The 18378-nt window shown below is 68.3% G+C and carries 23 protein-coding genes and 1 pseudogene; 15 read left to right on the plus strand and 9 right to left on the minus strand.

Translation table 11 applies throughout. The features are described from left to right. Positions 1-15: 15 nt before the first annotated feature. A complete protein-coding gene (locus tag ACI2L1_RS31470) occupies positions 16-549 on the minus strand; it encodes a DUF6879 family protein (RefSeq protein WP_404742795.1) in 534 nt (177 codons plus the stop codon). After that, positions 518-781 carry a hypothetical protein gene (locus tag ACI2L1_RS31475; RefSeq protein ID WP_404742796.1) on the minus strand — a complete coding sequence of 88 codons (264 nt, stop codon included), beginning with the start codon at positions 779-781 and terminating at the stop codon, positions 518-520. Before ACI2L1_RS31475 ends, ACI2L1_RS31470 begins: the two co-directional genes overlap by 32 nt. Positions 782-975: 194 nt before the next feature. Between ACI2L1_RS31475 and ACI2L1_RS31480 the strand changes: the two genes are divergently transcribed. The 4 genes from ACI2L1_RS31480 (at position 976) to ACI2L1_RS31495 (ending at position 3353) form a co-directional block, all read left to right on the plus strand. Beyond that, a complete protein-coding gene (locus tag ACI2L1_RS31480) occupies positions 976-1464 on the plus strand; it encodes a hypothetical protein (RefSeq protein WP_404742797.1) in 489 nt (162 codons plus the stop codon). 121 nt (positions 1465-1585) lie between these two features. Further along, positions 1586-1810 carry a DUF397 domain-containing protein gene (locus ACI2L1_RS31485; RefSeq protein WP_404742798.1) on the plus strand — a complete coding sequence of 75 codons (225 nt, stop codon included), beginning with the start codon at positions 1586-1588 and terminating at the stop codon, positions 1808-1810. 85 nt (positions 1811-1895) lie between these two features. Further along, the gene (locus tag ACI2L1_RS31490) at positions 1896-2363 is read left to right on the plus strand and encodes a hypothetical protein (protein ID WP_404742799.1); all 468 of its coding nucleotides are present in this window, start codon (positions 1896-1898) and stop codon (positions 2361-2363) included. A 312-nt stretch (positions 2364-2675) separates the two neighbouring features. Beyond that, complete coding sequence (locus tag ACI2L1_RS31495; RefSeq protein WP_404742820.1) at positions 2676-3353, plus strand: Type 1 glutamine amidotransferase-like domain-containing protein; 678 nt, start codon at positions 2676-2678, stop codon at positions 3351-3353. A gap of 216 nt (positions 3354-3569) precedes the next feature. On the opposite strand, the gene ACI2L1_RS31500 is transcribed toward ACI2L1_RS31495, so the two are convergent. Together ACI2L1_RS31500 and ACI2L1_RS31505 are read right to left on the minus strand one after the other, a co-directional pair. Next, positions 3570-4610 (minus strand): LD-carboxypeptidase, encoded by a 1041-nt coding sequence (locus ACI2L1_RS31500; RefSeq protein WP_404742800.1) that lies wholly within the window; start codon positions 4608-4610, stop codon positions 3570-3572. A gap of 105 nt (positions 4611-4715) precedes the next feature. Then, the gene (locus ACI2L1_RS31505) at positions 4716-4862 is read right to left on the minus strand and encodes a hypothetical protein (RefSeq protein WP_404742801.1); all 147 of its coding nucleotides are present in this window, start codon (positions 4860-4862) and stop codon (positions 4716-4718) included. A gap of 214 nt (positions 4863-5076) precedes the next feature. Between ACI2L1_RS31505 and ACI2L1_RS31510 the strand changes: the two genes are divergently transcribed. Then, positions 5077-6060, plus strand: a complete 984-nt coding sequence (locus ACI2L1_RS31510) for a BtrH N-terminal domain-containing protein (RefSeq protein ID WP_404742802.1) — start codon at positions 5077-5079, stop codon at positions 6058-6060. 22 nt (positions 6061-6082) lie between these two features. On the opposite strand, the gene ACI2L1_RS31515 is transcribed toward ACI2L1_RS31510, so the two are convergent. Continuing rightward, positions 6083-6691 carry a dihydrofolate reductase family protein gene (locus ACI2L1_RS31515; protein WP_404742803.1) on the minus strand — a complete coding sequence of 203 codons (609 nt, stop codon included), beginning with the start codon at positions 6689-6691 and terminating at the stop codon, positions 6083-6085. A gap of 195 nt (positions 6692-6886) precedes the next feature. Here ACI2L1_RS31515 and ACI2L1_RS31520 point away from each other — a divergent pair, with 195 nt between their 5' ends. From ACI2L1_RS31520 to ACI2L1_RS31530, 3 genes are all read left to right on the plus strand, one after another. Next, positions 6887-7729 (plus strand): ATP-binding cassette domain-containing protein, encoded by an 843-nt coding sequence (locus ACI2L1_RS31520; RefSeq protein WP_404742804.1) that lies wholly within the window; start codon positions 6887-6889, stop codon positions 7727-7729. After that, on the plus strand, positions 7726-8394 hold the full coding sequence (locus ACI2L1_RS31525) for a hypothetical protein (protein ID WP_404742805.1): 669 nt from the start codon (positions 7726-7728) through the stop codon (positions 8392-8394). Before ACI2L1_RS31520 ends, ACI2L1_RS31525 begins: the two co-directional genes overlap by 4 nt. 207 nt (positions 8395-8601) lie before the next feature. Beyond that, the gene (locus tag ACI2L1_RS31530; RefSeq protein ID WP_404742806.1) at positions 8602-8904 is read left to right on the plus strand and encodes a zinc-ribbon domain-containing protein; all 303 of its coding nucleotides are present in this window, start codon (positions 8602-8604) and stop codon (positions 8902-8904) included. A gap of 14 nt (positions 8905-8918) precedes the next feature. Here the strand turns inward: ACI2L1_RS31530 and ACI2L1_RS31535 are convergent, their stop codons facing one another. Together ACI2L1_RS31535 and ACI2L1_RS31540 are read right to left on the minus strand one after the other, a co-directional pair. Then, positions 8919-9716, minus strand: a complete 798-nt coding sequence (locus ACI2L1_RS31535) for an SAM-dependent methyltransferase (protein WP_404742807.1) — start codon at positions 9714-9716, stop codon at positions 8919-8921. A 117-nt stretch (positions 9717-9833) separates the two neighbouring features. Beyond that, the gene (locus ACI2L1_RS31540; protein ID WP_404742808.1) at positions 9834-11600 is read right to left on the minus strand and encodes a sigma-70 family RNA polymerase sigma factor; all 1767 of its coding nucleotides are present in this window, start codon (positions 11598-11600) and stop codon (positions 9834-9836) included. A gap of 195 nt (positions 11601-11795) precedes the next feature. Here ACI2L1_RS31540 and ACI2L1_RS31545 point away from each other — a divergent pair, with 195 nt between their 5' ends. Beyond that, positions 11796-12212: an SsgA family sporulation/cell division regulator gene (locus tag ACI2L1_RS31545; RefSeq protein WP_404742809.1), complete on the plus strand. Its 417-nt coding sequence runs from the start codon at positions 11796-11798 to the stop codon at positions 12210-12212. 14 nt (positions 12213-12226) lie between these two features. Here ACI2L1_RS31545 and ACI2L1_RS31550 read toward each other — a convergent pair. Continuing rightward, positions 12227-12503, minus strand: a pseudogene (locus tag ACI2L1_RS31550) (transposase); the annotation flags it as partial. Between the two features lie 130 nt (positions 12504-12633). Here ACI2L1_RS31550 and ACI2L1_RS31555 point away from each other — a divergent pair. The 5 genes from ACI2L1_RS31555 (at position 12634) to ACI2L1_RS31575 (ending at position 16363) form a co-directional block, all read left to right on the plus strand. Further along, on the plus strand, positions 12634-13611 hold the full coding sequence (locus tag ACI2L1_RS31555) for a toll/interleukin-1 receptor domain-containing protein (RefSeq protein WP_404742810.1): 978 nt from the start codon (positions 12634-12636) through the stop codon (positions 13609-13611). Positions 13612-13650: 39 nt separating this feature from the next. Continuing rightward, the gene (locus ACI2L1_RS31560; RefSeq protein ID WP_404742811.1) at positions 13651-14082 is read left to right on the plus strand and encodes a signal peptidase I; all 432 of its coding nucleotides are present in this window, start codon (positions 13651-13653) and stop codon (positions 14080-14082) included. Further along, a complete protein-coding gene (locus ACI2L1_RS31565) occupies positions 14079-15209 on the plus strand; it encodes an NAD(P)/FAD-dependent oxidoreductase (protein WP_404742812.1) in 1131 nt (376 codons plus the stop codon). Before ACI2L1_RS31560 ends, ACI2L1_RS31565 begins: the two co-directional genes overlap by 4 nt. A gap of 306 nt (positions 15210-15515) precedes the next feature. Then, positions 15516-15998: a hypothetical protein gene (locus ACI2L1_RS31570; RefSeq protein ID WP_404742813.1), complete on the plus strand. Its 483-nt coding sequence runs from the start codon at positions 15516-15518 to the stop codon at positions 15996-15998. Positions 15999-16027: 29 nt separating this feature from the next. Further along, positions 16028-16363, plus strand: coding sequence for a hypothetical protein (locus ACI2L1_RS31575; RefSeq protein WP_404742814.1), 336 nt, complete (start codon positions 16028-16030; stop codon positions 16361-16363). Here the strand turns inward: ACI2L1_RS31575 and ACI2L1_RS31580 are convergent. Beyond that, positions 16335-16706, minus strand: coding sequence for a VOC family protein (locus ACI2L1_RS31580; protein ID WP_404742815.1), 372 nt, complete (start codon positions 16704-16706; stop codon positions 16335-16337). The genes ACI2L1_RS31575 and ACI2L1_RS31580 overlap by 29 nt on opposite strands. 78 nt (positions 16707-16784) lie before the next feature. Here ACI2L1_RS31580 and ACI2L1_RS31585 point away from each other — a divergent pair, with 78 nt between their 5' ends. Further along, positions 16785-18245 (plus strand): alginate lyase family protein, encoded by a 1461-nt coding sequence (locus tag ACI2L1_RS31585; protein WP_404742816.1) that lies wholly within the window; start codon positions 16785-16787, stop codon positions 18243-18245. The last annotated feature ends 133 nt before the right edge of the window (positions 18246-18378 follow it).

The raw sequence follows: 18378 nt of genomic DNA on the forward strand, positions 1-18378 counted from the left end.
GTCCGGTGCGTGCTGTCAGTGGATCTCGTACTCGTGATGCGGGATGCCTTGCTCCCAAACGGCTTCGAAAGCGTCGGCGCAGAGTTTCGCCACTCCGGGGGCGTCGTCCCACACCTCTCCACCGAGCGATGAGCCGGCGCCGGAGAAGTGGTTCCAGCGGACGATCTGGTCGTCGAACAGCCAGAAGTCATTGCCGGGCAGCGCGATGGCGGAGGCGCGGCGTCGAGGCAGCCAACGGACTTGTTCACCGGCAGCGACATTGGTGAACGTGCCGTCGTACAGGAAGCGGGTGTACTCGGTCACGGGCTCGGACACAATGCGAGCCCGTCGTATGACGACCCCTCGGTTCACCGTCTTCTCAACGAGATCGAGCCAAGGGCGCCACCAAGAAGCCCGGTCATCCGGGTCGGGACGGTACCCGCTGCGCCAGTCGGCGAACGGACCCTTCTCGTAGTCGACGGCGTATGCATCGCGCATCTCCAAGTGGACTGCGGCGCGCGTGCACCCGGCGAGTAGGTCAGAGAATGCCGTCGGCACGTTCGATGGCATCACATGCCTCCCTGATCATGGGCACCATCCTGGCAGGGATACGGATCACGGCTTCATTCTCCGGGATGCCCTTGGCGTGCCCCGGCACCTCGAACGCGGCGCATTCTGCTTCCAGGTCCGCTCCGGGCTTCCAACCCTGGAGGACCAGTTCCTCGTTCTTCTCGTCCACCCAGATGGTCGGGCTCTCGTGGTCCCCGGTGTTCGGATCGATCCCGATGAACAGCAGCGGCATGGCGGCCTCCGTCATGAGTTGTGCAGCTGTGTGCATCACATTCGTAGCGCCAGTGCCTCACGTCAAGTGGGTCTTTCCGCTGAAGTCACCCATGAACGTGGGCAGTTGCACATAGATGCACATCAGTGGAGCGGGCGCGCATCACGTCTCTAATGTCATCGCCGACGGACTGGCGACCCCCACGGAGGCCGGGGATGGAGAAGCACGTACTCGACAGGCTGATCGCCGAGTGGCTCGCCCGAGCCCATCCCGTGCCCGCTCAGGTACTCCTGGAGTGGTCCGAGCACGGGGTGGCACTGCTCCCTCTCGGCCGAAGCTTCGCAGCCGTACGGCTCACCGAGGCACTGGTGAACGGCGCTCTGCGCCCAGACGCCCCTGATCTGGTGGCCAAGGCTCTGGCTGAACGACTGGACGGCCCCGTGATCCACGACTACCGAACCGCGGGACCGACGTATTACGCCCTCATCCAGTGGCACGCCGGACTGGTCTGGGACTACAGCGAGACAGCACCGTGCCTGCAGAGCGACACGTATCTGGGAGTTCCGCGGATCGGTCGTCGAGAACCGCCGGGCACCTACTGGGTCGTCCCGCCTCGATACGAGGGCGATCTGTGCAGGCCCCAGGCTGTAAGGGATCTGATCGACGCGGGCCATCAGCGAGTCGGCGAGAACACGTCAGCCTGACTCGCTGCCGTTGGTCGATTCTGGGGGCATCCTCCGCTACTCCCCCACTCAATGAACTTCCGCCCGGCATGGGTGGTGGCGGTCAGTGCTGACCGTGGCAGGTAAGCAGGAAGGTGCAGCAATGCTGAACGGAAGCGATCTGTACGAGCTGGACATCGACGGCGCCTCCTTCGTGAAGGCGTGCGGAGGGCCCTGCACCGAAGGGTGCGTGACGCTGGCCCGGATCGGTGACGACGCCTGGGCCCTGGGCGACAGCAAGGTGCCGGACGCGGTGCCGTTGCGGTTCACCACCGAGGAGTTGGACTCGGCCGGCATCGACCCGGCGAGGTTCGGGATGTCCGTCTGACCATCCCTCCTCCCCTACCGGTCCCGGCTCCCGGACTGAACCGGGACCGGCTCTCCTCGATCCACGACGCCTGACGGGGACACCTGTGCATCATCACGGCTTTCTGTGGTCCGGTCCGAAGGCCCGCTTCGACGACGAAGCCCTACGGCGTCCACCGCATCCTGAGCCTCCTCCCGCCGGAAGCAGGCCGGAGTTGATCCAGCGCTATCGAGAGGCGTCCGCGGAATTCGCGGCAACGGACCTCCCTCCGCTGGAGACCGCGTACTGGCTGGTCAAGCCTCGATCGTTGGTTCGCGGCACGTGGGACGACCCCAAGGAAGCGGCTGCCTGGCTCGCGGAGCAACTGGGCGACCACGCCCCGCGGTTCGCCTCCGGGTGGGACCGCGACGCCACCCATCTCACGTTCCTGGCCGACTCGGCCTTCGTAAGGCTGAACCTGGGTGCGGATGTCTCCCTCGGCTTCTACCTTGAGCGACCTTCCTACCTGTCCCTCGCAGTGGTGACGTGCTCCCCGAACCGGTCAAGGGCTGACCTCGCGTGTCCCAGTCGATAGCCAGCCCTTCCTCGGTGCGGAGGACGTGCCTCAGTGACGGCCGCGGAATGTGCCCAACCAGCCCTTGGCCTGGGCCCGGCGACGGGGGGCGGCTGCGGCCCGCCGTGTCTGTTCGGCCGTATGGCGCCCTTGAGGACTCCTTACGAACTGCTCAATACGTTCCATCAGCGCGGCATATGGCTCCCTCCCTCGCTTACGGAGAAGAGCGATCCCTCACGCCACAGATTCCTGGAGGGCTTCCCTGAAGGCTTTGGGCTCGTCGAGGATGGCTCCTGACCCGGTATCCATTCATGATTCCTCGGGAAGGAAATGATGAAGCTTCTCCTCACCGACTCAGGTATCAAGAACGCGAGCATCCAGGATGCGCTGGTCGAGCTCCTGGGCAAGCCGATCGCCGAGTCCAGCGCCCTCTGCATCCCCACCGCGGGATACGGCGCCCCCGACGCCGACCCGGGCGAGCCATGGCGATTCATCAGCGGCCGATCCGCCCACCCCATGACCGGGCTGGGGTGGAAGTCGGTAGGCATGCTGGAGCTCACCGCGCTGCCCAGCATCGACGAAGCGCACTGGGTCTCCTGGGTCCGGGAGGCCGACGTCCTGCTGGTCAACGGCGGCGACGCGCTGTACCTGAGCCACTGGATGCGGGAATCCGGGCTCGCCGCACTCCTGCCGTCGCTGCCCGACACGGTCTACGTCGGACTCAGCGCCGGAAGCATGGTGATGACCCCCCGCATCGGCGAGCACTTCATGGGCTGGAAACCACCCACCGGCGGCGACAGGACACTCGGCCTGGTGGATTTCTCGATCTTCCCGCACCTGGATCACCCGGCCTGTCCGGAGAACACCATGGCCGAGGCAGAACGATGGGCGACCGGGATCGCCGGTCCGGCGTATGCGATTGACGAACAGACCGCCATCAAGGTGGTCGACGGCGCCGTCGACGTGGTCTCCGAGGGCCGCTGGAAGCTGTTCGACCCGAAGTCGGGCTGAGCGATCGCCGAGACGCCCGAGGCGCTGCCAGGGATCCGGCTGTGCGGGTGAGGCGTAACGGCCCCCGCCTGTACGCCCGTTCGGCTTGCATGGAGGTCAAGCAGTCGTCGGGACACTCGGTTCCGGTGGAGCTCTGTTCCACGCCTGGAGGCAGAGGAGTTCGAATGCCGTGCGGCCTCTTGGAGTCGACCGCCTCAGCCTGAGGACGCACGATCCTCACTGGCCCGCGTTGCTCAGCCCACCCGTCCCATCGCTCTGACGGGACAGTACCGCCGGTTCGAGCAGTGAGAGTGTCCGCTGCCGCGCATCGAGGCCGACGCGGATACCCACCGGCATCGGCAGGTTGGGGCCCGCATGGCCGAACTCGACGTTGCCCAGGACCGGGATGTCGCGGTCGCCCAGGACGTCGAGGACGATCTCGGACAGGGTCGGAGAGGCCTCGGAGGTACCGAGTCCTTCGATCTCGTGCGGGACACCCACGACCATGCCGGAGATCCGGTCGAGGATGCCGCGGTGCCGCAGCACCTGCAGATAGTTCCAGATGTACGACGCCTGGCCGCCCGTCTCCTCCCAGAACAGCACCGCACCGTCGAACCAGTCGAGGGGCAGCGCGTACGGCGTTGCCTGCGCCAGCACGATGCGATTGATCACCCCGCCGATGAGGCGGCCTTCGGCGCGACCGGGACGCCAGCACTCCCACGACGGGGTGGCGGGCAGCGCACCGATCGCCTCCGTGCCGGTCAGCAGCGTCGAGTAGAGCTTCTCGAGCTCCTGCCTGCGGGCCGCGGGCGCGGACTGCCACGTCCCGCCGAGGCCGGACGTGGCCAGGTCGGTGTGGAACCCGACCAGACCCGTGCGGGCGTAGAGCACCAGATGCAGCAGCGAGATGTCGCTGTAGCCGAGGATCGGCTTGGGGTCGGCCCTGATCGCCTCGACGTCGATCAGGTCGAGATATCCGAACGCGGTCTGGCCACCGTCATGCGCGATGATCGCCCGCACCTCGGGATCGCGCAGAAGAGCGTTGAGTTCCTCGGCGATCTCCGCCGGCCGTGCCGCGCTCCACCAATGGTGCCGTCCCGCTTCGAGGAGCGGTGCCAGGCGTACGCGGAATCCCATCCGTTCGATCTCGGCCACCGCCCGCTTGAGGTCGGGCGCGTATTGGGCGTGAAGCGGCCCGGACAGCGACGCGATGACGACGAGGTCTCCGGGCGCCAGGGCGCGAGGGCGGAGCAGTTGAGGCAGTGCGGATGGGATCACCGGGGCAGTATCCCGACGCCCTGCGACAACACGCGACGCATTTAACGATCAGCCGAGTCGGTCTACGGCTACCGCGAACTGGCCTGCTCGGTACGGCGGGTGTGATCAGTGACGGCCGCGGAGCTTGCCCAGCAGGCGCTTGGCCTGGGCCCGGCGACGGGGGTCGGCTGCGGCCCGCCGTGCCTGTTCGGCCGTACGACGCCCCTGCGGACTCCCTGCGAACTGCTTGATGCGTTCCATCATGCGCGGCATGCGGCCCCCTCCCTCGGTATCGGCAAGTGCCCTTCGTCCGATCGGCTACCCGTTGCGGGACGACTCAGCCCTGCGTCGCGCACGGGCGGGCGGGCGGGCGGGCGGGCGACGGCAGGATCCGGCTGTCCGGGTTCGGCATGATGGGTGCCACCCATGCCCTCATGCCCCCATGCCCCCATGCCCCCATGCCCCCATGCCCCCAGGAGATCACGCCATGCCCACGCTGACCGGCATCGATGCCCGCGGCATGCAGCACTGCGAGACGACGACCCTCGGCGTACTGCTTCGGCACCAGGGAATCGATCTCTCCGAGCCCATGCTGTTCGGCCTCGGGTCCGGGCTGTCCTTCGTCTACTGGGACAGCAAGCACATGGGGTTCCCCTTTCTCGGGGGACGGGTCAAGCCGTTCGAGCTCACCAGGAATCTGGTGGGCACGCTCGGGCTGGAGCTCGACGTGCGGGAGACCGCCTCGCCTCGGAAAGGGTGGGCGAATGTCGTGGCCGGAGTCGAGGGCGGACAGCCCGTGGGGTTGCAGCTGGACAGCTACCACCTGGACTACTTCGGGTCGAAGGTGCACTTCGGGGGCCATGTCGTGGCCCTGTACGGGTATGACGACCGCCATGCCTACCTCGTGGACACCGACCAGCAGGGCGGAGCCGTCTCCACCAGTCTGGACGGGCTCGCCCGGGCCAGGGCGGCGCGGGGGCCGATGACCGCCCGGCACCGGTCCTTCACGCTCACGGCGCCCGGGAAACTGCGGGAGAACCTGATCGTCCCCGCCATCACCACCTGCGCCGACAACTTTCTCAACCCACCCATCGCCAACCTCGGTCACCGCGGCATCGAGAAGAGCGGCAAGCTGGTACGTACGTGGCTGCGACGGACCGACGATCCGCAGCGGGATCTGCCGCAGGCCGCCCTCCTGATGGAGAAGGCCGGCACCGGGGGCGCCCTGTTCCGCAACCTCTACCGCGACTTCCTGGCCGAATGCGCCCAACAGGTCGACGACGACCGCCTCCGCACCGGACACCGGCTCTACGCCGAGGCCGCCGAGTTGTGGACGGAGGTCGCGGCGCTGATCACGAGAGCAGGGGAGACCGGCGAGGAGGAGTACCTCGGCCGAGCGGGCAGCGTCCTCCACGACCTCTCGCACATCGAGCGCGAGGCCATGCAGGCGCTCAGCCGTCTGGACGCCTGAACCCCGCCCCGGGCCAGGCAGGTCAGTCCACCACGCGGTACTTCAGATGGGTGGCCAGCGGTGTTTCGACCACCCTGATCTGCTCAAGGTTTGCGGCTCCGACCCCCTCGAACAGCCGCAACCCGTCCCCCAGCAGCGCCGGAACCACATGCAGCTGCAGCTCGTCGATGAGACCCTCGCGCAGATACTGCCGTACGACGTCCGCGCCGCCCGCGATGTCGACGTTCCGCTCCCCGGCCGCCGCGCGCGCCTGGGCGAGGGCGCTGTGGATGCCGTCCGTGACGAAGGTGAAGGTGGTGCCGCCCTGCTTGACCAGGGTCGGGCGAGGGCGGTGGGTCAGGACGAAGACCGGGGTGCGGAACGGGGGGTTCTCGCCCCAGAAGTCCGCGCCCGTGTCGTACATCATGCGGCCCATGACCACCGCGCCGGTCGCGTCGAACCACTCCCGCATCAGCTCGGAGTCGCGGTTCTCCTCGCCGCCGGTCATGCCCTGGCGTTCCCGCCAGCTCGCCAGGTTGTGGATCCACTCGAAGAGGGGTTCGGCGCCGTTGCCGCCGGGGTTGTCGAGGGTGATGTCGGTGCCGGCGATGCAGCCGTCGAGGGAGATGGCGAGATCCGCGGTGACGGTCATGTGGTCGGGCTCCTGTGGTTCGGGGGCTTCAGCCTTGGTGGGCCTCCGCCCGCCTTCTTCGGGCGCCTTCAGGCTTCTTCGGGCGTCTTCAGTCAGGCTTCTTCGGCTGCCTTCACTGTCACGTCGATCGGGGGACGGCGCATTCGACACGTCATACGGCCTCCCGCCCGCCGCGACCCTCCTATGCTGAGCCGGATGAGGCTTGAGGGGGTTGGTCTGCGGTACGGGTGGCGTGGGCCGTGGGTGTTGCGTGGGGTGGATCTGGAGCTGCCCGCCGGGCGGTTGATCCGGGCCCAGGGTGCCAACGGGTGTGGGAAGTCGACGCTTCTGAAGGTGGTCGCGGGGGCCGCACGGCCCGATCAGGGGCGGGTGTCCGGGCGCCCTGCGCGTACCGCGTACGTACCGGAGCGGTTTCCGCCCGCATTGCCGTTCACCGCGCTGGAGTATCTGCGGCTCATGGGGCGGGTGCACGGGCTGCCGGGAGCGGAGGCGGAGCGGCGGGGGGCGCGGCTGCTGGAGCGGTTCGGTGCGGAGGGGCATGCGGGGCAGCCGTTGGCGCGGTTGTCCAAGGGGACGTGCCAGAAGGTGGCCGTCGTACAGGCGCTGCTCGCCGAGCCCGAGTTGTTGGTGCTGGACGAGGCGTGGACGGGGTTGGACAGCGGGTCGCGGGACGCGCTGGACGAGGCGGTGGAGGAGCGGCTGGCCGAGGGGGCGACCGTGGTCTTCGTCGACCACGACCCGGCCCGGCTCGCCGAGCGCACCGAACTGCGGTGGGCCGTCGGGAGCGGGACGGTGGACGTGACGGGGGCGGTCGTCGCCGCGTCGGTGCGGATCGAGTGCACCGGGGCGACGGCAGGAGGGGTGGAGACGTTGTCCACGGAGGCGTTGTCCGCGCTGCCGGGGGTGCGGGCGGTCAGCGCGCTCGCGGACGGGAGCGTACGGCTGGAGACGGACGAGGCGCACTCGGACGCGGTGCTGCGCGCGCTGCTCGCCGAGTCCGGGGTGCACGTCCGCCGTGTGAGCGGAGGCCGGCCGTGAGCCCGTTGCTCCGCTACTACGCCGCCCTCCTCCTGCGCTCCCAGCGCTGGCTCCCGCCCGTGCTGCTCTACGTCGGGTTGGTGGCGATCTCACTGGACGGGCAGTCCCTGCTCGGCAGCCAGCTCGGCTGGAACGCCGCCGTGCTGGTGCCCGCCCTCGCCTGGCTCACCCGCTCTCTGCTGGCCGCGGAACCGCCCGCCGCCCGGGCCTGTCTCGCCGCCGCGACCGGCACCCGGAGGCCCCAGTACGCGGCCCTCGTCGTCGCCCTCTGCGTCGGTCTGTCGCTCGTGGCAGTCGCGACGGCGGTCTCGCTGCCGATCTGCCGGGCGTCCGAGAACCTTCCGTCGGTGCTCGGCAACGGCCTCGCCACCGGCCTGGTCTGCGCGTTGACGGGCAGCGCGCTCGGCGCGGCCGGCAGTCCGCCGCTGGTGCGCACGACGGCGGGCGCGGCGGGCGGGCTGGTCGTCGGTTCCGTGCTGCTCCTTGTGGTCTCCGCGTCACCGGCGAACGCCGCCGTCCGGGACGCCTTCTCCTCCGACGGGGCCGACCCGCGCTTCCCGCTGGTGCCGCTGCTGGTCGCGCTCCCCCTGGCCGCGGCCTGCTGGTGGGCCTCCGCCCGCGCGGCCGACCGCGTCGGCGCCGCCACCGGGCAGGAGGGCGGATGACGGTCACGGCGGGCGGAGGCGCGCGTTGGCGGCTGTTGGCGCCCCGTGGCGACCGGTGGCGGTCGGTGGCGACCATTGACGGCCGGTGGCGGCCGGTGGCGGCGGGATCCGGTCCTGCCGTACGCCGTCCACCCTCCACCGTCGCCACCAGGGGTGGTCTGCGGGGATACTGCCCCTCAAGCACTGATCCTGGAAGGCGACGACACCATGCTCATCCTCTTCGGTACCAAGGGGTACCTGTACCAGCTCGCGATACTCACCCTGGTGTGCGGGCGCTGCGGAAACCCGGCCGCGCACACCCTGCGCAAGCGCGTCACGAAGTTCACGCTGTTCTTCGTGCCGCTGTTCCCGATCTCCACCAAGTACGCGATGCAGTGCACCTTCTGCGGGGCGGAGAACAAGGTGAGCTCGCAGGAGGCGGAACAACTGCAGGCGCAGGCCGCGGCCGGTGGCGGGCAGGGGGGTCAGGTGTACGGCGGACAGGCCCCGCAGCAGCCGTATCAGCGCTGAAGGGGGACTTGGCCTCAGGTGAGTTTGCGGGCCACCCCGCCGTAGAAGCCGATCTCCTCCGAGCGGGGCGGCGGGGGTGTGTCCGGGCGCCAGAACGGGACCTGGGCCACGCCCGGATCGAGCAGCTCGAAGCCGTCGAAGAAGCGCTCGATCTCGGTACGGGTGCGGAGGTTCATGCTGGCGGTCGCCTTGTTGTAGACCGATGCCGCGTCGCTGCGGTCCGCGAAGTCGCCCGTGGTGTGGGACAGGATCAGGTGGCTGCCGGGGGCGAGGGCGTCCCGCAGGGTGGCGATGATCTCCTGCGGTTTGTCCGCCTCGGTGAGGAAGTGGACGACGGCGACCAGGAGCAGGGCGACCGGTTCGTCGAAGTCGATGACGGCTCGTACGTCGGGGTCGTCCAGGATCGAGCGAGGGTCGCGCAGGTCGGCGAGGACGATGCTGGTCGTGCCGTCCGCGCTGAGCAGGGCACCGGCGTGGGTGTTCACGATCGGGTCGTTGTCGACGTAGGCCACGCGGATGTCCGGTGCCACCTCAAGTGCCGTCTCGTGGACGTTCGGTGAGGTGGGCAGGCCGGTGCCGATGTCCAGGATCTGGCGGACACCGGTGCCGATGACGTGGCGGACGGCCCGGTTGAGGAAGGCCCGGTTGGCGCGTACGCCGATCCGCGCCTCCGGGGCCGCCGCGACCAGCCGCTCGCCTGCCTCGCGATCGACCTCGTAGTTGTCCTTGCCGCCCAGCAGGTAGTCGTAGATCCGTGCGGGGTGCGGCTTGCTGGTGTCGATCTCCTCGGCACGGAAGCCGTTCTCTCTCACGGTGCGCTCCTCTCGGGCGGCCGCGGGTGCCTGGCCGGCGGCGGCTCGCGTCAGCTTTCCATACGTGGGTCCAACTCTCTTGCGGGTGGGGGGAGTTCCGGGAGCGGCTGGCTCGGGTCAGCAGTTGTCGCCGGGGGTGGGAGGGGTGACCGGGGTGGGGTCGGGCGACGGGTCCGGGGTCGTCGGGGTCTCCGAGGGGTCGGAGGGCGCCGGCGACTCCGGGGTGGTGGGTGACTCCGGTGCGGTCGGCGGTTCCGAAGTCGTCGGCGGCTCCGGTGTCTCCTCAACAGGCGCGGGATCCGCGGGAGTCGGGGTGTCCGGTGTCGGCTCCGGTACGGGCGTCTCGTCCCCCGGCGTGGTGGGGGTCGGCTGCTCGGGGTCGGGGTCAGCGGGCTTCGGCTGCTCGGGATCGGGCGCGGGTGCGGGGTCAGCGGGCTTCGGCTGCTCAGGGTCGGGCGCGGGCGCGGGCTCCGTGGGCTTCGGCTGCTCGGGGTAGGGCTCGGGCGCAGGCTCCGTGGGCTTCGGCTCGGGCGCAGGCTCCGTGGGCTTCGGCTCGGGCGCAAGCGCGGGCTCCTCTCCCCCGGGCGCGGGCACCACAGGGCTCGGACTCGGGTCCGGCCCTCCCTGCGCGGGCTCCTCCGGCGGTGCCGAGGTGTCCACGACACCCCCGCCGCCCGAGGTGCCCCCGTCATCCGAACCGCCCGCAGCGCCGGAGTCACCGGAGTCACCGGAGTCACCGGCACCCTCAGAGCCCCCCGCCCCCTGAACATGCGCAACCAAATGCACGCCGCCCACATCCACCCCGTCGGCCCGGGTCCGCGTCCGCACCCGCTCACCGACCGAGGGCTCCCCGGGCGGCGACTCCTCCACGGTCCCCGTCGCCGGCTCCGCCACCGGCGCCTGCGCGACCGGTGCCTTCCCCGGCAACGTCGCCGTCGCGGGCGACTCGTTCACCCCGAGGGCGATGACGATCGCGACGGCCGCGGCGGCCGCCGTACCGGAGGCGAGGGCGGCCTTGGCCTTCGGGCCCGCCGCACGGGCCGTATGAAGAAGACCGTTCCCGCCGGCCGAAGCGGACCCGGCCGTCAGAGAGGTGAGCGATGCCAGGAACTTCCCCGCACCACCGCCCGCCACCGCGAAGACCAGCAGCGCGGGACCCACGAGCGCGGGCAGCCGGTTGTTGGCGCGGATGAGGACGGCGAGGCGTCCCCGGCAGCCGTCGCAGGCGTCGACGTGGGCGAGGAGGCGTTCGGACTGGCGCGGGGTCGCGTTGCCGCGGACGTAGGCCGGCATACGGACCCAGTGGACCTCGCACGCGGGATCGTCGGGGGCCTCGGTCTGCTCGCGCAGGAACGCCTGGCGCATGCCTTCGCGGGCGCGGTGCAGCAGTACGGCGGTCGCGCCCTGCTTGGCGCCGATCTGCCGGCCGACCGTCTCCAGCGGCTGGCCTTCGGCGTCGGCGAGCCACAGGGCCTGCACCCAGCGTTCGGGGAGTTCACCGAGGACGCGTACCAACAGGTCGGTGGAGGAGACCTGTTCGGCCGGGTCCTCCGCATGAGCATGAACGGCGGACGCCTGTTCGGGGATCTGCGGGTCGCGCGGGGTCTCGTGCGTGGCACTCGCGACGGAGGAGGCGAGGTGCCGCACGGTCGTCATGAGGTACGCCGGGACGTTGTCGATCTCGTGCCCGGCGGACAGCCGCCGCCACACGCGGAAGTGCGCCTCGGCGACGAGGTCTTCGGCCGCCCAGGTGTTACGGGTGAGCGAGCGGGCGTACGCGACGAGGCGCGGCTGTTCCTCCTCGTAGATCCGCACGTACGCGGCGGTCGCGGAGGTGGAGGCGGGTGACGTCTGGGCGGGCACTCGGGCCGGTCGATCGGTCATGCAGGAACGCTCCAGTTCCCGGCAGTCGGGGCGCGGAAGGGTTTGTCAGCGTAGATGACAAAACTTTCAATCATTCAGTTCCGGTCGTGATTCAGATCACATGAACCCGTTCCGGTCCCGGCGTAATCAACCGGCGCTGCTGCCACTCGACAAGGCAACCGACTCATCTCCGACGCGAAACGGGGACCACCGCTCATGCGCCTCACCACCCTGGAACAGACCGTCCGCGCCCGCCTGATCACCTCCGACCACCCGGACCTCCCGATCCGCCCCACCCTGCGCTACACCTCCGCCGAGCCCTTCGCCGTGCACATCGACTTCCCCGCGCACGTCTCGGCCGACGACGAGGGCGTGACGTGGATGTTCGCGCGGGCCCTGCTTGAGGAGGGGCTCAGCTCACCCACGGGGGAGGGGGACGTACGGATACGGCCGCACGGCTGGGCCCGAACCGTCATCGAGTTCCACTCACCACTCGGCCTCGCCATGATCCGCTTCAGCACGGCCACCCTCCGCCGCTTCCTGCTGCGCTCCTACGACGTCGTCGCGCCGGGTACGGAGGACCTGGGGCCGGAGTTGGACCACGGGCTGGCGGCGCTGCTCGATGAGGTGTGAGGCGGCGATCTCGACAGGGACGCCCTCCCAGACCCGCATGCGCTCCACCGCGAGCAGTCCAGAGCACCCCGGGCGCCGAGCTCGTCCAGGACCAGGCGCAGCTTTGCCCCACAACCGGGCTCGGCTCCACTCGGTCAACCACCGATGCGCGCTCGGCCCGGACGGGCCGAAGCCCGGCTGCAGCTGCCTCCAGGTGCAGCCCGTCGTGGCCACGAACACGATGGCTGCCAGCACCTGCCCGTCCCCATACATAGGCCGGCCACCACCCTGCTGTCGTATCGGAACAGCCGGAAACCAGTCTCAGCGTGTCGGCACGGCCCCCGTACTTATGGACGCCGGGCTTGGGTATGACCCGTACAACGAGCGACACATATCGGCTGAGGGGCAGGGAGTGGCCGTGGCGGGGGGAGTAGATCAAGGCGTGTTCGTCAGCTACAGCCGGGATGACGAGGACATCGCACGAGCACTGCGGGACCGGTTGAGCGACGCTTCGATTCCATGTTTCATCGATTCCTCGACGATCAAAGCGGGAGACAACTGGCGAAACGAGATCGTGGCCGCGATCCATCGAGCTGCCGCATTGGTCGTCATCTGCACAAGCCGATCCGTTCAGTCTCATGAAGTGACGTTCGAGTGGGCATACGCTCTTGGGCTGCAAATTCCCGTGATTCCGGTTGTCTATGAGCGGGCTCTGGAATTTCCTGCCGGACTTGGAGGCTTGGACCGGTTGGATTTCGTGGACGCTCGGAGTCGGCAATGGGACCGGCTGATCTCACGCATACAGGGAGCACGTGCCGAGATCCCTGCAACAGGCGCGCACCTGCAGAAGCTGGGCGTATCCAACATATTCTCCGGTCGGACTCAGCTCTTCAAGATGTACACCGTGTCTCAGATTCTTGACAGGATTACAGACTCGTCGGAACTGCTGGTGGTCGGACGCAGTCTCGAAGCATGGGCCAGGGAATTCAGAGGAATCTGGACGGTCTGCGAAGAAAAGGCGGTGCGTGCGCGGTTCGGCCTGGTGGACCCTTCATTGGCCGCCTCGGATTGGCTGACACCGTCAGCGTATGCCACAGTCGACGTGGGGCCGAGCGTCGAGAAACTCCGATTGATGCCACCCCTGTCTCCATCCTCAGGGGGATCATTCGATCTTTACTTCCTGCCAAACTCCCCTCTCCTTTCCTTCACCTACTACAAGGATTCCGCCGGGCCGTGCGGAGTACTCGAGATCGGTGCCGGACTTTCATTCGACCAACGCTACTCTTTCATCCTGCGTAATTCGGGGAACGAGAGTGGCGGCTGGATCGACTCGATCTATTACACCTGTGACAGCATGTTTCGAGATCGTAGCCCGGAATTTTCCCTTCGTGGCGGGCTTGCAGCCAGCTCAGGGGCGTGAAATCCGGTAAGCAGGCTCTTAATCGCGACGGAGTCACGCGTGCTAAGAATCACAGATGGTGATCGCATTGCAACGGGAAACGCAACGGATTCGGCATTCGATGCCTGTCGAGGGTGGTTCGTCGGACCATTCTGGGGACCAGGCGTGGGCCTGCGAGGCTCCGGATTGGTTGAAGTCAAATGGAGCAACCATGTTGCCGGCGCCCAGAGAGACGGGGTAAGCGGCCGTGACGGAACGACGAGTCTGGCCGTGCTTGTTTCGGGGAGTTTTTGCTTCACCTTCCCCGACGAGGATCCGGCGGAGGTGAAGCTGCTGTCGCAGGGGGACTACGTCATGTACGGACCGAGCGTGCTTCACACATGGGAGGCACTTGAAGAATCGGTCGTCATGACCGTGCGCTGGATGCCTGAAGTCCCGCCTGAAGGATCACTGGGAAGTCAGGTCGACATCAGGAGTGGTCTCAAGTCGTGAAAGATATCGAGACCGATGTCGTGATCGCTGGAGCCGGCATCTCGGGATTGCTTCTCGGCGTAAAGCTGGCCCGTGTCGGTCTGCGTGTGGTCCTGGTGGAGCAAGCGTCGAAGATCGGTTCCGGTGCGTCCTCCAGAAATGAAGGATGGCTACATTCTGGATCATATCACGCTGCCGCCATTTCAGATTTCCGCACTGCCGTCCGAGTGGCACGTAAGTGCCTCTACGGGAACAGTCAGATCCGGCAAATAGCGCCTGAATCGCTTTACGCTGCGGACGAGCCCGCAGTCGCTCTGGTAAATGACCCCCATCGTTCTGGCGAAGCCGAAGCACGCTGGAAGGAAGCCGGGGTTCCATTCCGGCGGGCCGATCTCGCCGAATTGCGACCCAACCTGGCATCTGCTGATCTGAGCCGAGTCCACAGAGCCTATTATGTGGAGGATATCGGATTCGATGCGCGTATCCTGTATCGCCGCCTGCTGACCGAGGCGAATCTACATGGTGTTGTGGTCCTCACGGGACACCGCCTCGTGTTCGATCCGGGCGGGGGTATTCGATGCCGCGACGACAGGGGGGTCCTTGCGTGTACCGTTCAATCGAAAAAAATTGTACTCGCCACCGGGCGTGAGACGGGTCGCATGGTGAAGGATCTTGGATGTGACATTCCCATACGCCTCTGGAAAAGTCACATTCTGTATGGGCCGGCAGTGCTGGACCGTCCCGTTTTCTGGCTCGATTCCCTGGAAGCAGCCGTGATGCACCATCCGCCCGGTCTGAACGTAGTGGGCCTTACCAATGACGCCTACGAAGTCCAGGACACCGATACATCCGTGAAAGCGGAGCGAGTTGATCTATTGCGTGGCGCACTGGCCAGAACAGTCCTTCCTGGAACCGATCTGACACGCTTCTCGGCATATGCGTGCATCAAGGTCGACATAGGGGAAGGTCAGGCCCCACTGTCCGTAGAAGCTGATATCAGGCAACTGGCTGAAGACGTGTACTGCGTACTACCCGGAAAGCTGACAGAAGCGCCTTATGTCACAGACAGGCTCGTTCACAGGATATGCCGTGACCTTCCGTCCGAAGATGTAGCCATGAGGCCCTGGGACGAGACATCGATGGAGTAGGCACCCGTCGTTCTCGTGGGCCGCGTTGAGGAAGATGTTCATGGGTCCGCGCAGGCGGTCCCACGCGGCTTCGGGCTCGGCGTTCGATGAGGATCCGTGCGGCGGCGAGCCTTTCGAGTGTGCGGCCGGAGGAACAGTCGGGTGCCTCGTAGCGTTCTTCGGCGAGGCGTATGCCTTGCTGTATGAGCTACTGCTCCTCGTCTCCTCGTGGTTGGCCGTGCGACGACAGGTTCCCTCGGCGCCGCTCCACCACCCGATTACGCTCACCCCCGACGGACACGGAAACGATCGGACGGGGGCCCGGGGATGTTCTTGCTGGTTCCGCTGCTCATCCTGGTGCTCGTGGTCACGGCCTGCGGGTTCCTCGGCTACGGCGGCGGGCGGACTGCCGACTGGCTCGCCCGCCGCGCCCAACTCCCCACCGCTCTGCGCGGGTTCGCCGCGCTCGCGGGGGCGATGGCGGCCCTCGTCTACACGTGGGGCCTGCTGTACGTCGTCGGCGCGATCCTGGAGGCGGAGGACGGCGGAACGAGTTCGTCACCGATCATGCCGTGCCGTACGGACGCACGAGCCGTCCACGTCGTCGACTACTCGGTGAGCTTCCTGCCCCTCTCCTTCGTCTGCGAGACGAACGACGGCGGCAGCTACCCGGCCGACGAGGTCCCCGGGTACGTCACTCCCGTCGCCGTGGGCCTCGCCCTCGCCGCGGCCGGCTGTGCCGTCTCCTCCGCGTATGTGACGGAGCTGCGCGCCAGGGCCGCCGTACGGAAGGGCGAGGCGGAAGGTTAGCCTCGGACAAATCGACCGTGGAGGCGGACATGGCGAAGGTTCCCAGCGCGGTGGTCGCGGCGAGCGGGCTCGTCGGCGGGTACGGCGTGGCTCGGTGGACGAAGAAGCGGCAGCTGGGCGGGGCGGTGCTGGCCGTCGCCGGAGCCGCGGCGGCCCAGCAGTGGCGGGAGCGGGCCGGCGGGAAGGCCGCCGGGGCTCTGACGGCCGCCTATGTCGCCGCCTTCGCGGGGTCCCACCCGCTGGCCAGGAAGGTGGGCGCATGGCCCGCGGTGCTCGGGGTCGCGGGCGCGGTGGCGCTGGCGTCCTGGGCGGTGGCGGACCGCAAACCCCAAGAGGTCACCGCACTCCCCCGGCCCGGTGCGTGAGCACGTTCACCACGCGGCCGTTCGGATCCCGTACGAAGAAGCGCCGTACGCCCCACTCCTCGTCCCGCAGGTCTCGTACGACCTCCGCGCCCGAGGCCAGCACCTGCGCGTACACGGCGTCGACGTCCTCGACCTCCACGCTCAGGTCGGGTACGACGGGGGCGGTGCGCTCCTCGGTGAGGAAGCTGATCTGGGCGGTGGGGTTGGCGGGCGACGCCAGTGTCACGACCCACCCCATGTCCATGACCTCCTCGAAGCCGAGCAGGCCGTAGAAGGCGCGGTTGGCCGTCAGGGCCTCCCCCGACTCGACATGAATGTCGGGCATGATCCTGCGGATGCTCATCGGCACGGCTCCTTTTTCTGTTATCGACGGTCCCACCCTCGCGTCTCCTGACCGTCCCCAGCCACCGGCACGCGAGGAATGACGTACGTGACTTCGACCGCACAGATCAGCCGCCGCAGCATGCTCAAGGCGGCGGGAGCCGCGGGTGTCGCGGTGACCGCCGCGACCGCACTGCCCGCCACCGCCAGCGCCGCCGGCTCCGCTCTCGCGCACCCGGGTCTGCTGCACACCAGCGCCGACCTCTCCCGCATGGCCGCCAAGGTGAAGGCGGGTGCCGCGCCGTACACGGCCGGTTTCGCCAAGCTGACCGCCAACCGCCATGCGCAGAGCGGCTGGACGGCGAACCCGCAGGCGACGGTGTACCGGGGATCGGGCTCGCCCGAGAACTACGCGACCCTCTACAACGACATCCACGCCGCCTACCAGAACGGCCTCCGCCACCACGTCAGCGGCGAGGATGCCTACGCCGACACGGCCGTCGCGATCCTCAACGCCTGGTCAGCGAAGCTGACGTCCGTCGAAGGCACCGCGGACCGTTTCCTCGCCGCCGGGCTCTACGGCTACCAGTTCGCCAACGCCGCCGAACTCGTCCGCGACCACCCGGACTTCGAACTCGCCCGCTTCCAGGAGATGCTCTCCAAGGTCTTCGCACCGCTCAGCGACGACTTCCTGGTCCACCACAACGGCGCCGTCATCACCAACTACTGGACCAACTGGGACCTGTGCGCCATGGCCTGCGTCCTGGCCACGGGCATCTTCTGCGACGACAGGTCCCAAGTCACCCGCGCCATCGACTACTTCAAGAACGGCGAGGGCCTCGGCTCCATCAAGAAGGCCATCCCCGTCGTGCACGACGACGGCCTCGCCGAATGGCTGGAAGCCGGCCGGGACCAGGGACACGCGCTGCTCGGCGTCGGCCTCATGGGCACGTTCTGCGAGATGGCGTGGAACCAGGGGTACGACCTGTACGGCTACGACGACAGCCGGTTCCTCAAGGGGGCCCAGTACGTGGCGAAGTGGAGTCTGGGCGGGGAGGTCTCCTACACCGCGAACACCCGCGAGAAGGGGGCGGCCGGGATCTGGTCGGGGCGGGAGACGGCGTCCGCGGCGGCCGGGGTGGACCCCGCGATGACCCGTCCCATCTGGGCGGTGATCGCCAACCACTACACGAAGCGGCGGGGTCTGTCGGCGTCGTACGTCACGCGGGCCGCGGCGAAGTCGGCGCCGGAGGGGGGCGGTGGCGACTACGGCCCCAACAGCGGCGGCTACGACCAACTCGGCTTCGGAACGCTGACGTTCACGCGAGACAAGGTGGCGGACACGGGGGCTTCGCCTCAGCCTGCGGCGAGTTCGAGTGCTTCTTCGAGCTCCGGTTCCGGTGCGCGGCCTCAGACCGGGGGTACGGCATCCCCCGCCACCGGCGGCCAGGACCTGGCTGCCACGGGTTCCAACGACATCGTCGAGTGGTCGGCGGCCGCGGGGATCACCGCGGTGGCGGGAGGACTGCTTCTGCTGCGGCGGCGTGGGCGTACGCAGTAGGGGGTGCCGGGTCGGGTTGTGGGGCGACTGCGGGCCGGTGGGGGCTGATCGCGCAGTTCCCCGCGCCCCTAAAAGCACGACGGGCTGTTCGCCGCGTACGGCGCGAAGGGGACGGGGTGGGGGGTGTCCGCCC

Source organism: Streptomyces sp. NPDC019531, from assembly GCF_044903305.1.
Classification (GTDB): domain Bacteria; phylum Actinomycetota; class Actinomycetes; order Streptomycetales; family Streptomycetaceae; genus Streptomyces.

Coding starts and splice junctions, on each gene's coding strand:
- ACI2L1_RS31480 (WP_404742797.1), top strand. CDS start 976: ATGGAGAAGCACGTACTCGACAGGCTGATCGCCGAGTGGCTCGCCCGA.
- ACI2L1_RS31505 (WP_404742801.1), bottom strand. CDS start 4,862: ATGCCGCGCATGATGGAACGCATCAAGCAGTTCGCAGGGAGTCCGCAG.
- ACI2L1_RS31570 (WP_404742813.1), top strand. CDS start 15,516: ATGTTCTTGCTGGTTCCGCTGCTCATCCTGGTGCTCGTGGTCACGGCC.
- ACI2L1_RS31515 (WP_404742803.1), bottom strand. CDS start 6,691: ATGACCGTCACCGCGGATCTCGCCATCTCCCTCGACGGCTGCATCGCC.
- ACI2L1_RS31530 (WP_404742806.1), top strand. CDS start 8,602: ATGCTCATCCTCTTCGGTACCAAGGGGTACCTGTACCAGCTCGCGATA.
- ACI2L1_RS31495 (WP_404742820.1), top strand. CDS start 2,676: ATGAAGCTTCTCCTCACCGACTCAGGTATCAAGAACGCGAGCATCCAG.
- ACI2L1_RS31485 (WP_404742798.1), top strand. CDS start 1,586: ATGCTGAACGGAAGCGATCTGTACGAGCTGGACATCGACGGCGCCTCC.
- ACI2L1_RS31580 (WP_404742815.1), bottom strand. CDS start 16,706: ATGAGCATCCGCAGGATCATGCCCGACATTCATGTCGAGTCGGGGGAG.
- ACI2L1_RS31540 (WP_404742808.1), bottom strand. CDS start 11,600: ATGACCGATCGACCGGCCCGAGTGCCCGCCCAGACGTCACCCGCCTCC.
- ACI2L1_RS31575 (WP_404742814.1), top strand. CDS start 16,028: ATGGCGAAGGTTCCCAGCGCGGTGGTCGCGGCGAGCGGGCTCGTCGGC.
- ACI2L1_RS31545 (WP_404742809.1), top strand. CDS start 11,796: ATGCGCCTCACCACCCTGGAACAGACCGTCCGCGCCCGCCTGATCACC.
- ACI2L1_RS31520 (WP_404742804.1), top strand. CDS start 6,887: ATGAGGCTTGAGGGGGTTGGTCTGCGGTACGGGTGGCGTGGGCCGTGG.
- ACI2L1_RS31510 (WP_404742802.1), top strand. CDS start 5,077: ATGCCCACGCTGACCGGCATCGATGCCCGCGGCATGCAGCACTGCGAG.
- ACI2L1_RS31470 (WP_404742795.1), bottom strand. CDS start 549: ATGCCATCGAACGTGCCGACGGCATTCTCTGACCTACTCGCCGGGTGC.
- ACI2L1_RS31585 (WP_404742816.1), top strand. CDS start 16,785: ATGACGTACGTGACTTCGACCGCACAGATCAGCCGCCGCAGCATGCTC.
- ACI2L1_RS31475 (WP_404742796.1), bottom strand. CDS start 781: ATGCCGCTGCTGTTCATCGGGATCGATCCGAACACCGGGGACCACGAG.